Source organism: Kitasatospora sp. NPDC024654, from assembly GCF_055559155.1.
In genome coordinates this window covers 37991-50797 of the sequence record NZ_JBVHLF010000018.1, presented here as the reverse complement: position 1 = coordinate 50797, position 12807 = coordinate 37991, and the positions used below count along the sequence as shown (strand labels likewise).

11 protein-coding genes are annotated in these 12807 nt (G+C 74.5%); 5 read left to right on the top strand and 6 right to left on the bottom strand.

Translation table 11 applies throughout. The features are described from left to right. Positions 1-43 precede the first annotated feature (43 nt). Both ACZ38L_RS13745 and ACZ38L_RS13740 read right to left on the bottom strand, forming a co-directional pair. Positions 44-1756: an IucA/IucC family protein gene (locus ACZ38L_RS13745; protein ID WP_465692432.1), complete on the bottom strand. Its 1713-nt coding sequence runs from the start codon at positions 1754-1756 to the stop codon at positions 44-46. Further along, entirely contained in the window at positions 1753-2991 is a 1239-nt protein-coding gene (locus tag ACZ38L_RS13740) for an ATP-grasp domain-containing protein (protein WP_465692431.1), read from the bottom strand. The genes ACZ38L_RS13745 and ACZ38L_RS13740 overlap by 4 nt, the downstream gene beginning before the upstream one ends. A 292-nt stretch (positions 2992-3283) precedes the next feature. Between ACZ38L_RS13740 and ACZ38L_RS13735 the strand changes: the two genes are divergently transcribed. Beyond that, the gene (locus ACZ38L_RS13735) at positions 3284-4120 is read left to right on the top strand and encodes a (2Fe-2S)-binding protein (RefSeq protein WP_465692430.1); all 837 of its coding nucleotides are present in this window, start codon (positions 3284-3286) and stop codon (positions 4118-4120) included. Between the two features lie 115 nt (positions 4121-4235). Here the strand turns inward: ACZ38L_RS13735 and ligD (ACZ38L_RS13730) are convergent, their stop codons facing one another. Next, complete coding sequence (ligD, locus tag ACZ38L_RS13730; RefSeq protein ID WP_465692428.1) at positions 4236-5216, bottom strand: non-homologous end-joining DNA ligase; 981 nt, start codon at positions 5214-5216, stop codon at positions 4236-4238. Between the two features lie 239 nt (positions 5217-5455). On the opposite strand from ligD (ACZ38L_RS13730), the gene ku reads away from it, so the two are divergent. Continuing rightward, a complete protein-coding gene (gene ku / locus ACZ38L_RS13725; RefSeq protein ID WP_465692426.1) occupies positions 5456-6508 on the top strand; it encodes a non-homologous end joining protein Ku in 1053 nt (350 codons plus the stop codon). Between the two features lie 10 nt (positions 6509-6518). Here ku and ACZ38L_RS13720 read toward each other — a convergent pair whose 3' ends face one another. Together ACZ38L_RS13720 and ligD (ACZ38L_RS13715) are read right to left on the bottom strand one after the other, a co-directional pair. After that, on the bottom strand, positions 6519-6716 hold the full coding sequence (locus tag ACZ38L_RS13720) for a hypothetical protein (protein WP_465692424.1): 198 nt from the start codon (positions 6714-6716) through the stop codon (positions 6519-6521). Positions 6717-6839: 123 nt separating this feature from the next. Further along, positions 6840-7742, bottom strand: coding sequence for a non-homologous end-joining DNA ligase (ligD, locus tag ACZ38L_RS13715; protein ID WP_465692422.1), 903 nt, complete (start codon positions 7740-7742; stop codon positions 6840-6842). 162 nt (positions 7743-7904) lie between these two features. Here ligD (ACZ38L_RS13715) and ACZ38L_RS13710 point away from each other — a divergent pair, with 162 nt between their 5' ends. The 3 genes from ACZ38L_RS13710 to ACZ38L_RS13700 all read left to right on the top strand — a co-directional run bounded on the left by ACZ38L_RS13710 (position 7905) and on the right by ACZ38L_RS13700 (position 11232). Further along, complete coding sequence (locus tag ACZ38L_RS13710; protein ID WP_465692420.1) at positions 7905-8951, top strand: PHP domain-containing protein; 1047 nt, start codon at positions 7905-7907, stop codon at positions 8949-8951. Positions 8952-9125: 174 nt separating this feature from the next. Beyond that, positions 9126-10532, top strand: coding sequence for a DHA2 family efflux MFS transporter permease subunit (locus ACZ38L_RS13705; protein ID WP_465692418.1), 1407 nt, complete (start codon positions 9126-9128; stop codon positions 10530-10532). A gap of 130 nt (positions 10533-10662) precedes the next feature. Beyond that, positions 10663-11232, top strand: coding sequence for a 2'-5' RNA ligase family protein (locus tag ACZ38L_RS13700; RefSeq protein ID WP_465692416.1), 570 nt, complete (start codon positions 10663-10665; stop codon positions 11230-11232). Here ACZ38L_RS13700 and ACZ38L_RS13695 read toward each other — a convergent pair. Beyond that, complete coding sequence (locus ACZ38L_RS13695; RefSeq protein ID WP_465692414.1) at positions 11202-12782, bottom strand: serine/threonine-protein kinase; 1581 nt, start codon at positions 12780-12782, stop codon at positions 11202-11204. The two genes, ACZ38L_RS13700 and ACZ38L_RS13695, sit on opposite strands and share 31 nt — an antisense overlap. Positions 12783-12807: the final 25 nt, after the last annotated feature.

Here is a 12807-nt window from a genome sequence, read left to right as displayed (position 1 = left end):
GGACGAGGGACGAGCGGCACGACGGTCGGCATGATGGTGGTCTTCACGCGCCCGCCAGGTAGTTGGGCCCGTCGGTGTAGTGCTTGTTGATGTCGGCCGCGCCCGAGCGCACCTTGCTGAGCAGGGTGCCGGCGCTGACCATCGCCTTCACCGGCAGCCGGTCGGCCGCCAGCAGGGCGGCGCGCAGCGGGGCGCCCTCGGCGCCGAGCCGGTCGATCGACTCGGTGAGCCGCTCGCGTAGCAGCCCGAGCAGCTGTTCGCGCGGGGCCCGGCCGTGTGCGGCCAGACCGAACGCCAGGGCGGCGGTGCAGAGGTGGCCGGTGATGGTGGTGAACAGGTCGGTGAGCGCCCGGTCGTCCTCGGCGGGGATCCGCGCGTCGTCGAACTCGGCCGGACGCGGGGCGAACTGGCCGAGTTTCGCGGCGAGCCGGGCGGTGTGCAGTCGCGGGCCGTCGTTGTCCTTGTGGAGCAGCCGCAACCGGGTGTGGCCGCCGGGCGTGTCGAGCAGCAGCGAGGTGTTCTGCTGGTGCGACTCCAGCGCGATGCCGTAGCCGAAGAGCGTGGTCTGCCAGTCCAGCAGCAGGGTGAGCAGGGCGTCGTAGAGGGCGACCGGGTCGCCGCCGTAGAACCGGTCGGCCAGGTGGTCGATGACCAGCCGGCCGCCGGGGGCCACGGCGAGCAGCGCGGCCAGCGGGATGGTCAGCGCGCCGTCCGGTCCGCCGGGTCCGCTCGGGTAACGGCGGAGCAGCACGGCCAGCAGCTCGTGCCCGGCGTGCGCGTAGCGCTGCTCGTCGGCCAGCAGCACGCTCTCCCGGAAGCGCGGCTCGTGGTCCAGCACGGCGGCCAGCAGCCGCTGGCCGGCCGCGCCGTCGCGCAGCGTGCCGGGCTTGATGGTCCGTCGGTTGAGACGGCCCAGGGTGGCGGTGGCCAGCGGCAGCTTGAGGTGCCAGGCCGGGTCGGCGACCACCGCGACCGTGCGCATCGACAGGGTCGGGACGACCTTCAGGTACGGTCGCTCGGCGAGCACCGCGTGGCCGGCCAGGCCGCTCTCGCGCAGCGCCCGGTCCAGTGGCTCGCCCACCGACAGTGGGTGCACCGGGATGGCGTGGGCCGGGCCGGTGATCCCCAGTTGGGCCGGGGTGGGCCACCAGGCGGGCCGCGGCCCGGTGCCGTGCACGGTCAGCGCCGCAGCCGGTACGAGTAGCCAGCGCAGCTCGAAGGATGGATGGAACTCGGGTGCGTAGCACCGCAGTTGTCGCTCGTCGAGACCTGACCGGCCGCGCGCGGTGGGGTAGACCGGGTGGTCCAGGAAGGCGGCCAGGCTGTCCAGGGCGAGACTGCCCAGCGGGCCGGTCCAGTCGGCCGGGTCGGTGCCGTAGCGAGCGGCCAACTCGGCCAGCACGGTTGGCTGTTCGGATTCGTGCAGGCGCATGGTCGCCAGGGTCTGCCGGCACTCCTCGGCGAAGGCGTCGTACCCGGGCCGGTCCGCGGGATCGGCGGCCTGCCGCAGCGTGGCGAGGATGGCGTCCAGCTCGGTCAGCGGCACCCCGGCGACCTCCAGCAGCGGTAGCCTGGCCACCAGTTCGCACTGGAATCCGTCGTCCGTCACCGGCAGCGCGAGGCCGGCCGCCCCGGCCCGGTACAGCCAGCGCCCGTCGGCGCGCTCGACCGTCGTGCCGTGCGTCCGCAACCCGGACACGTCCTCGCGCAGCAGCGCGCTGAGCACCCGCAGCGTCAACTCGGCCGCGGCGCTCACGGGGTGATCTCCCAGCGGTTGGCGGCGAGGAAGCCGGCCACCGCGCGGTCGACGGCCTCCTGGCACGGCCCGACGGCCCAGACCAGGCCCAGGTAGTCCCGGTTGGTGCGGTGGTGCTCGTGCCGCTCGCCGAGCGGGCGCAGCGGACGGTAGCGGAGCCGGACGCCGTCCGCCTCGCCGTCGTGGCGACCTCGGCCGCAGGGACCGCCGTCGTACGGATCGGGCGCGGCGGTGAGCCGGCCGGCCCGGTCGGCGCAGACCGCCCGGTGGCGGGCCCGCAGGTCGCGGCGGGCGCCGAGGTCGGCGGGGAGCGGGCGACCCAGGTGGGTGGCCAGCACCAGCTCGAAGTAGGGGAGTTCCAGCACCTGCGCCAGCAGCAGGTCGCACTGGTCGCCGATGGCACGGTAGTTGACCTCGACGATCCGGGCCCGGCCGTCCGGCTGGAGCACGAACTCGGTGTGGCAGGCCCCCAGACCGACCCCCAACGCGTCTAGCTGGCCGAGCAGTTGCTCCAGCACCGGCTGCGGATGGTCCGGGACGTACTCCAGCGCCACCTCGACGAAGTCCGGCGGGGGCGAGAGCTGGGTGCGGAAGCCGCCGAGCACGTGGCGGATGCGGCCGTCGCCCAGTGTCTCCAGGGTGTGCAGCCGGCCCTTGAGGAACTCCTCGACCAGCAGTGCCGCACCGGGCCGGCGGTGCCTGATCTCCCGGCAGTGCGCGGCCAGTTCGGCCTCGTCCGCGACCAGCACGACGTCCTCGCTGGCCACGCCCTCGCGGGGCTTGAGCACGACCGGGAACGGGATCCCGCCCAGCTCCGCCGGATCCTGTCCGGCGGGGAGCTCGGCCGCCCACACGGTGTCCAGGCCGGCGGCGGCCAGATGGCGGCGCAGCTCGGCCTTGTTCTTGGCCCGCAGGGTGGCCCGCCAGTCCTTGCCGGGCAGGCCGAAGTACTCGGCGGCCAAGGCGGCCTGGGTCTGCAGGTGGTCGCTGTTGCTGAACACCGCGGTGGGGGTGTGGTGCCGGGAGATCAGCCCGATCGCCTCGCGGAAGTCCCGGACATCGCACTCCAGCACCTCCAACTCGACTGGCAGGTCAGCGCGTTCGGCGTAGGCCGCACGGTGTGCCGGAGCGTCGTGGGTCAGCACGGTGACGTCGAGGCCGAGGGTCGCGGCGGCGGGCAGGAAGCCCTCGGTGACCGAGTCCGTCGGGTTGAGCGCGAGCAGGTAGAGCCGCATGGATTCCTCATCTGGTCGGGCTGAGGTCGTCGGCGACGGTGGCGACGGCCAGGGGTGGCCTGACCCGGGGACACGCGGCGCCCGGGGCGGAGCGGCCGACGGATCGGTTCTCAGCACGAGACGGGATCTTAGGTTAGGCAAACCTAAACAAGTCAAGCCGGAATCTGGAAAGTTCGGCCAATCCGGGATTTTCGACGACCGAGAAGGGATGAGTCGGAGCTTCTCTGGCGTCCCTCTGGTATCCGACGGCATGTAAGGTGAGGCTCACCTTATAAACTCCGGAGTGTGACGCATGCTCGACTCGCCGGTACTGCCCGTGGCCGCGGGGCTGCTCGCCGACTCCTGGCGACGGGTCGCCGACTGCGCGCCCGCGTTGGACGTCACGGTGCTGCCGGCCGCTCGGCCGACCGCCCCGGCGGGCTGGCTGCCGCTGATCGGGTCGGCCGAGCAGGTCGGCCGGGCGATCGCCGGCGAGGCGGACCGGATCCGAGTCGCACACGGTTGCGAACCACCGCTCCCGGTGGCCGCCTCGCGACTGCTGCACCACTACCTGTGGTCGCTCGGAGTGCTGGCCGGTGGCCCCTGGTACCTGGAGCGCCGGGTCCCACGACTGCGTCCGGAGCTGCTCCGGACCGACCCGGCGACGGGCGCCCTCGCCGTCCGTCCCAGCGGCTTCGCCTGCCTGCCCGACGACCCGGCGGCCGGCCGCCCCGGCGTCCGGGTGCTCCCCGGGGAGGCCGCGCTCCAGGCCGAACTGCGCTCTGCCGTGGCCGAGTCGGCCGAACCGCTGCTGGCCGCCTTCCGCCCCGTGCTGCGACGCGGACCACGGGCGCTGTGGGGCATGGTGGCGGACGACCTGGCCTCCGCCCTCTGGTACCTGGGCCGGATGCGCGGGGAGGAGGAACGGGCGGTCGCCGCAGCCACCGCCGCCCTGCCCGGCGGCACCCCGCCGTTCCCCGGCGCCGCCGACTTCCGCCGCCTGCCGGGCACCCGCGGGCGCACCCACCTCACCCGCACCCGCCTGGGCTGCTGCCTCTACTACGCCATCCGCCCCGCCGACGCCTGCCTCACCTGCCCGCGCACCACCGACGCCGAGCGGGTCCGCCGGCTGGAAGCGGCGGGCAGCTGAGGCAACGGCACGGGGCCGGCCGGCCGACCACGCGCGGGATCACCCCGGCCGGACCCCGGACTTCGAGTCCGGTGACGGCCGGGTGCCCGGGTCGGCGAACTCCCGTCTCACGAAGCTAACCTCCGGTCTCCCGGACCACCTCGCGGGGGTCCTTGTCGGGGCGCAGGCCGCGGAAGCGGGGGTGGCGCAGCCGGCCGTCCCGGGTCCACGCGGTGAAGGCGACCTCCACCACCAGCTCGGGGCGGACCCAGTGGGCTCCCGGTTCGGCGACGGGGTCGGCGAACGGCGGTCCGGGTTGCTCCAGCCGGTCGAGCACCGGGCGCAACCGGCGGAGCAGGGCGGCGTCGAATCCGGTGCCGACCTTGCCCGCGTAGCGCAGCCGGCCGTCCTGGTAGTGGCCCAACAGCAGGGCGCCGAAGCCGATCCGGCTGCCGGAGGGGTTGGTGAAGCCGCCGACCACCAGCTCCTGGCCGCTGGTGCACTTCAGCTTGAGCCAGGCGGGCGAGCGGTGCCGCACGTAGCGGCTGTCCGCGCGCTTGGCGATCAGACCCTCCCAGCCGTCCGCGCAGGCCTGGTCGAGTGGTGCCGGGCCGTTGCCGGTCCGGTGCTCGGTGAAGCGCAGCGGATCCTCGAACCGCACGGCCCGGGCGAGGAGACGCTTGCGGTCGCGGAGCGGCAGGCCGGTGGTGTCGTAACCCTCCAGGTGCAGCAGGTCGAAGAGGAAGTAGGTGACCTCGACCCCGGTCGCGAGGGCCCGGACCGGGTCGCTCAGCTGCATCCGGCGTTGCAGCCGTTCGAAGCTGGTGGCGCCCTCTGCGAGCGCGACGATCTCGCCGTCCACCACGAAGTGCCGGACGGGCTGGCGGGCGAGTGCGGCGACCAGCTCCGGGAAGCCGGCGTCCAGCGGCTTGCCGGTGCGCGAGACCAGCCGGACCCGGTCGCCGTCGCGGTAGCCGAGCGCGCGGATGCCGTCCAGCTTGCGTTCCAGCAGCCAGCCGGCGTCGAACACGCGCCGGTCGCTGGCGGTGGCCAGCATCGGGTGCAGTGCGGTCGGCACCGGGGCCGGGACGTGCGCCGGGGTGGCGGGCCGGGTCATCACGGTCCCCTTTCGACGGCGAACCCGTGCCTCCCATTCTCCGTCCGAGGCCGCCCTGCGGCCGTGTGGTGGGAAGCGCACCATGGAGGGGCCGGGTCGGCCGCAGGGCCGGCCGGTGCGCGACCGCGCGCGGTCGCCGCGGAGGGGTGCTGTCTCGGGGCGTCGAGACACGGATTCCGACACGAAGAACGGGAAACCGACCGGGCGGTGGTTCCGCGCAGGTCGAGGAGGTGGCGCCGATGGCCAGACCGATCTGGACCGGCACGCTGAGCTTCGGACTGGTCACCGTCCCGGTGGCGCTCTACTCCGCCACCGAGGACCACTCGGTGCACTTCCGGCAACTGCAACGCGGCACCTCCGACCGGGTCCGCAACCAGCGGGTGAACGAGCGCACCGGCCAGGAGGTCGGCTACTCCGACATCGTCAAGGGCTTCGAACTGGCCGACGGCGAGTACGTGGTGGTCGAGCCCGAGGAGCTGGAGCAGATCTCGCCCGGCCGTTCCAGGGCGATCGACATCAGCGGCTTCGTCGACCTCGCCGAGATCGACCCGATCTACTTCGACCGGACCTACTACCTCGGGCCGCGCGGCAAGGAGTACGCCCGGGTGTACCGGCTGTTGCACCGGGCGCTGAGCGAGACCAACCGGGCCGGCCTGGCCACCTTCGTGATGCGGGGCAAGCAGTACCTGGCGGCGGTCCGGGTGGAGGGCGACGTGCTGGTGCTGCAGACCATGCACTACGCGGACGAGGTCCGCGACCCGCACCGGGAGGTCGACAACCTGCCCGAGGACGGCGAGGTGCGCGAGAAGGAGCTGACGGCGGCCCGGCAGCTGATCGAGGCGCTGAGCGCGGACTGGGATCCGGAGGAGTACCACGACACCTTCACCGAGCAGGTACGCGAACTGGTGGAGGCGAAGCTGGAGGGCAAGGAGGTCGTGGTGGCCCAGCCGGCGCCGGAGAGCACGAACGTGGTCGACCTGATGGCGGTGCTGGAGCGGAGCCTCGAGGAGGCGGGCGCCGGCGCCGGCGCGGTCGCGGCGGAGCAGGGGGAGCGCGCCAAGGGCCGGGGTCGGAGCCGGAAGGCGGCCGGACCGGCGGCGGAGAAGCAGACCGGGGCGAAGGGCACGAGGGCGGCGAAGGCGCCCGACCTGGCCGCGATGAGCAAGACCGAGCTGTACCGGCTGGCGACCGAGCAGGGGATCCCGGGCCGCTCCACGATGAGCCGCGACGAGCTGCGACAGGCCCTGGGCGCTGCCGCCGGCAAGCCCCGGCGGCTGCACGCGGTGTCCTGAGCCGCGTGGGTCAGCGGGCGGAGGCAGGGTCCGGCTGCGGTTCGGGCGCGGGGTCCGGCTCCGGCTGCGGTTCCGGCGCGGGGTCCGGCCCGGGGAACGGGTCGGGACCAGGTCCGGGGAACGGGTCGGGGCCGGGTGGCGGCGGCACCGGCAGCGGCTCGGGCATCGGCGGTCGGATGTCGGGGTCGAGCGGGACGGGGATGCTCATCACGGACCTCCGGATCAAGCGTGGCGGTGGGCTCGGCGGGCGAGCGGCGCGTCCCCCCGTTCAGCCGCCTACCCCGGACGGACCGGGCGAACCGAGCGGGCCGGCCGAGCCAGCCGCGGCCGTTCACCCGGGCAGCCGGCAGGCCCCGGCGGGCTCGGTGAGCGAGCGGTGCGGGTCGCCGCCGGCCGCGACCCGGGCGGCCACCTGGTCCGCGGTGAAGACCAACTGCTCGGCCCGCTCGCAGGACTCGACCTCGGCCCAGGTCAGCGGCGTGGAGACGGTCGGCTGTGGCCGGGCCCGCAGTGAGTACGCCGCGATCGTGGTCTTGGCGCTGCTGTTCTGCGACCAGTCGACGAAGACCCGGCGCGGCCGCAGGTGCTTGGCCATCCGGTCCACCACCAGCTCCGGCCGGGCCGTCCGGAGCCGGCGGGCCAGCTGCCGGGCGTAGTCGTTCACCCGTTCGGCGGGGGTCTCGACCAGCGACACGGTCAGGTGCAACCCCTTGCTGCCGGTGGTCTTCGGCCACGCGGTCAGCCCGTCGGCGGTCAGCAGCTCCCGGGTCAGCAGCGCGACCTCGCAGCAGTCCAGCACGTCGGCGCCCTCGCCCGGGTCGAGGTCGATGATCAGCCGGTCGTGCGTCTCCGGGCGGGTGCGCCACTGCGGCACGTGGATCTCCAGGCAGCCCAGGTTGGCCGCCCAGACCAGTGTGGGCAGGTCGCCGACCACGGTCTGCCGCATGGTCTCGGCGCCGTGCGTCACCTCCAGCCCGGCCACCCAGCGCGGAGCGCCCGGCGGCACCCGTTTGGCCCAGAACCGCTCGCCGTCCACGCCTTCCGGCAGCCGCAGGAAGCTGGCCGGCCGGTCCCGCAGATGCGGCAGCATCGTCGCGCCGACCTGGGTGTAGTAGCGCAGCGCGGCGGCCTTGGTGAAGCCCGCGGCGGGATACAGCACGCGGTCGAGATGGGTCAGCCGCAGCCGTCGGCCCTCCAGCTCGGCGACGGTCGGGGTGGGGTCCGGATCCGGCATGCCTCCATCGCACGGCGTGAACCGCTCGCGCGCACGCCGGAGCGTGTGCGCGGCGGGAGCCTTCACGCCGTTCACCCGGACGGCCCGATTCGGGCGAACCGGCCAGGGGCACGCGTCCCGGGACGCCGCGCCGGACCGGGGCGGTCCCGAGGGGATGAGCCGATGGACCCGATCGCCGCGCTGGAGCGGATCGCCTTCCTGCTGGAGCGGGAGCACGCCTCGACGTACCGGGTGCGGGCCTTCCGCACGGCGGCCGACGCGCTGCGCTCGCGCACCGAGCTGCCGCGCACCACGGCCGGCCTGGCCGCGCTGCCCGGTCTCGGCCCGGTCACCGCGACCGTGGTCGTCGAGGCCCTCGCCGGCCGGACCCCCGACTACCTCGCCGAGCTGGAGGAGCGGGCGGCCCTCCCGGTGCTGGAACTGGACGCGCCGGCCGAGCGGTTGTACGCGGCGCTGCGCGGGGACTGCCACCTGCACTCCGACTGGTCGGACGGCGGCAGCCCGATCGAGCTGATGGCCCGGACCGCGCGTGAACTCGGCCACGACTGGGCGGTGTTGACCGACCACTCGCCACGGCTGACCGTCGCACGCGGCCTGAGCCCCGAGCGGCTGCGTGAACAGCTCGGCCTGGTAGCCGAGTTGAACAACCGGCTGGCGCCGTTCCGACTGCTCACCGGCATCGAGTGCGACATCCTCGACGACGGCTCGCTCGACCAGGAGGACGACCTGCTGGCCGAGCTGGACGTGGTGGTGGCCTCGGTCCACTCCCAACTGCGGATGCCGGCACCGGCGATGACCCGGCGGCTGCTGGCGGCGGTGGCCAACCCCCTGGTGGACGTGCTCGGTCACTGCACCGGCCGGCTGGTCGCGGCGCGCCCGGACAACCCGCGCGGCGCGGGCAAGGAGCGACCGGAGTCGGTCTTCGACGCGGCGGAGGTCTTCGCCGCGTGTGCCGAACACCGGACCGCAGTGGAGATCAACAGCCGCCCCGAGCGGCTCGATCCGCCGATACGCCTGCTGCGCCTGGCCGAACAGGCCGGCTGCCTCTTCGCGTTGGACACCGACGCGCACGCGCCGGGCCAACTCGCCTGGCAGCCCTTCGGCTGCGCCCGTGCCTCGGCGGCCGGTGTCCCGCCCGCCCGGGTGATCACCACCTGGACGGCGGCGCAGTTGCTGACCTGGACCCGCACGGGCCGCCGGCCGCGGTGAATGCCGTCACTCGAGGCCCGCTGACTATGTATATTAGGCGAACACCTAGAGTTCCTAGGTAAGTGAGCAGGGGAGGGGGAACTGGTGTCTGAGCTGACGTCATCCCGAAACGGAGCACGGATATCCACGTCGAGCGGCCCGGACGACGGCCCGCGCGGCCTTGACCGCTCGTCGGTGCGCATCGCGCTGATCCTGGTGCTCGGCGGGTTCGTCGCGTTGCTGGACAGCACGGTGGTCGGGGTGGCCGTGCACACCCTCGCGGGCGCCTTCGCCGCCGACCTCGCGGACACCCAGTGGGTGACCACCGGCTACCTGCTGGCGCTGGCGGCGGTCATCCCCGCCACCGGCTGGGCGGCCCGGCGGTTCGGCGCGACCTCGGCCTGGCTGGGGTCGCTCGGGGTCTTCCTCGTCGGGTCGGTGCTGTGCGGGTCGGCCTGGTCGCTGGGGAGCCTGGTGCTCTTCCGGGTGGTGCAGGGGATCGGGGCCGGCGGGCTCTTCCCGCTCTCCCGAGTGATCGTCATGGAGGTGGCCGGTCGGGAGCGGTTGGGGCGGATGACGGCCCTGATGGCCGTCCCGGTATCGGTGGCGCCGATCGTCGGCCCGGTGGCCGGGGGTGCCGTCCTCGCGGGGCTGTCCTGGCGGTGGGTGTTCCTGCTCAACGTCCCGATCCTGCTGGCGGCGATGGTGCTCTCCGCGCTCTTCATCCCGCGGTCGCGTGCCGCGGACGTCGGCCGGCTCGACGTCCTGGGGCTGCTCTGCGTGAGCGGTGGGATCACCGCGCTGCTCTTCGGTCTGAGCGGCCTGGGCGAGGGGCGCGCGGTGACGGCGCCCGAGGTCGGGCCCGCGCTGCTGCTGGGCGTCGCGCTCCTGGGCGGTCACGCGACTCGGGCGGCCCGTTCGTCGGCGCCCGGGATCGTGGAGCTGAGCCTGTTCCGCGACCGGGCCTTCACCGCCTCGGCCGCGCTGGGCTTCCTCGCGAACGCGGGGCTCTTCGCGGCGGCCTTCCTGGTGCCGCTCTTCTGCCAGCAGGCGGGCGGTGCCGGCGCCCTGGACGCCGGGCTGGTCCTGGCGCCGCAGGGGCTGGGCTCGCTGGTCGCGGTGCTGCTGGTCGGCCGGCTGGTCGACGTGGCCGCCGCGCGGGCGCGGACGATGGTGTTGGCCGGGCTGCTGCTGGTCGCGCTCGGCACGGTTCCGTTCGCCCTGGTCGGGTCCGGATCGGCGCACCTGTCGCCGTCCGGGGCACTCCTGCTCGGTGCGCTCTTCGTCCGCGGCATCGGGCTGGCCTTCGCGGTCGCGCCGACCATGAAGACGCTCTACCACTCGTTGCCCGTGGCCCAGGTCCCGGCGGCGACCACGGCCAACGCCATCGGCCAGCAGGTGGGCGGCGCGGCCGGTACCGCGGCGGTGGCGGTGGTGCTCCAGCGCTGCACCGACCGGGGTGACGCGGTGGCGGGCTTCCACGCGGCGTTCTGGGTGACGCTGGGCCTGATCGCCCTGGCGGCGGCGCCGGCGTCGTTCCTCCCCGACGGCAACGGCAACGGCAACGGCCCGGCCAGCGGGCGGAGCCGCTCCGGCAGGTAGCCGGGCACCCGTCACCGGCGGCAAGGATCACCGCACCGGCACCCGCACGTCCTGCCGCCCACCCGCCGGCACCGCGGTCAGAGGGCCGCGCCGCCCGGGAGGAGGTCGCCGAATGGGACGATGCCGTTCCATGACGGACGACAACTCCCTTACGCCCCAGGCCGGGCAGACCGGGCTCATCGTCAGGATCCCGGAGGCCGAGCCAGCCGTCCGCGCATGGCGCGAACGGCTGGATCCCTCAGCCCGGGCCGGTGTGCCGGCGCACGTGACCGTGCTCTTCCCGTTCCTCCGGGAAGCCCGGATGGACGCCCGGGTCCGGGCCGCCATCGCTGACACGCTGGGGGCCCACCGACCCTTCGACCTGCGGTTCGAGACCTGCGGCAGGTTTCCCGGGATCCTGTACCTCGTTCCCGAGCCCGACCGGGAACTTCGCCGGCTCACTCGGGCGATCGCCGATCGATGGCCCGAAGTCCCGCCGTTCGGCGGTCGGTTCACCGACCTCGTGCCGCACCTGACGATCGCCCAGGGCCAGCGGGCCGACACCCTGGACGAGGTGGAGGCCGCCCTCGCCGGCGTGCTCCCCATCACGGCGCACATCTCGTCGGTCGACCTCATGGCGCACGACGGCACCAGGTGGTGGCAGCGGGCGTCCTTCGCGCTGCGGGGTGGTCAGCCCTCCCTGGTGAGGTCGCCGGAGTAGCCGCTGACCGTCAGGTGGAGGCTGCCGTTGCTGTTGACGGTGTAGACCTGCGGGTCGGAGTCGGGGGTGCAGCCGTTGCTCGCGCTGCCCTGGGCGGTGGTCAGGACCAACCGGCCGGACCCGGCGGTGGTCAGGAGCGCGCTGCTGTCGCAGTAGCTACCTCCGGCGCTGTTGCGGATGGCACCGACCGCGGAGCCGGGTCGCCCCTGGACGATGGTGATCTGGAAGCCGACGGGGGTCGGGAAGGCCGAGCTGGTCAGGGTGCCGCGCCAGCTGCCGAGGAACGCCGCCGCGATCGGGCCGGAGTGGGTGCCGCCGTTGCCGTTGGAGAGCCAGACGGCGGTGCCCGCCACCACGGCGGCCAGGGCGGCCGCGACCGCCGCCAGTGCCCAGCCGCGCCGGGGCCGGGCCGGAGCGGTGGGAGGGGCGGCGGGAGCCGGCGCGGTCCAGGCGGGGAGGGGAGCGGGCGCGGCCGGAGGGACCGGTCCTGGGTGGCTCGTCGGCTCGGCGGGCGTCCAGGCCGTCGGCGGCGGGCCGAACCGGCCGGTCGGCGCACCGGCGCCGCCCGTGCCACCGGTTGCGCCCGTTCCGGTCGAGGGCCCGCCGGCCTCCGTCGCCGGCGCGGCCGTGGGCACGTCCTCGCCCGCCCCGTCGAGGTCCAGCAGCTCCACCGCGAGCCGTGCCACCGACGCCGCGACGGCCGGTGGCAGCCAGTCCTCGGCGCCCGGGGCCGGCAGCGCCTGCCCGCCGGCGGCGAGCAGGGCGCGCAGCTCGTCCGGGGTCGGCCGGTCGGCCGGCTGCTTGGCCAGGCAGGCCAGCACCAACACCCGCAGCTCCTCGTCGAGTTCGCCGAGCTCCGGGGCCTCGTGCAGCACCCGGTAGAGCAGCACCGGCGCGCTCACCCCCTCCCCGAACGGCGGGGTGCCGCTCGCCGCGAACGCGAGCACGGCGCCGAGCGAGAAGACGTCGCTGGGCGGGCCGGCGGCCAGCCCCTGGGCCTGCTCGGGGGAGAGGTAGCCGGGCGAGCCGACCACGAAGCCCGAGCGGGTGAGCGCGGTCGCCGCGTCCAGCGCCCGGGTGATGCCGAAGTCGATCAGCCGTGGCCCGTCCAGCGCCAGCAGCACGTTGGACGGCTTGACGTCCCGGTGCACCAGCCCGAGCCGGTGCACCGCACCGAGGGCCTCGGCCAGCCCGATGCCGAGCGAACGGGCCGCCGCCGTCGGCAGTGGCCCGAACTCCCGTACGGCGCTGCCCAGTGAGGGGCCGGCGACGTAGCCGGTGGCGACCCACGGATGGTCGCTCTCGGTGTCGGCGTCCAGCACCGGAGCGGTCCACCGCCCGCCGACCCGGCGAGCCGCCGCGACCTCCTGCCGAAAGCGGGCACGGAACTCCTGGTCGGTGGCGTACTCGCGGTGCACCGTCTTCACGGCGACGGTCCGGCCGCCGGGCGTGCGTCCCAGGTAGACCTGGCCCATGCCACCGGCGCCGAGCCGGCGGAGCAGCCGGTACCCGCCGAGTTGCCGAGGGTCCTCCGGTCGCAGAAACTCCATGCCCCACCCGCTCCGTCGTCGCGTT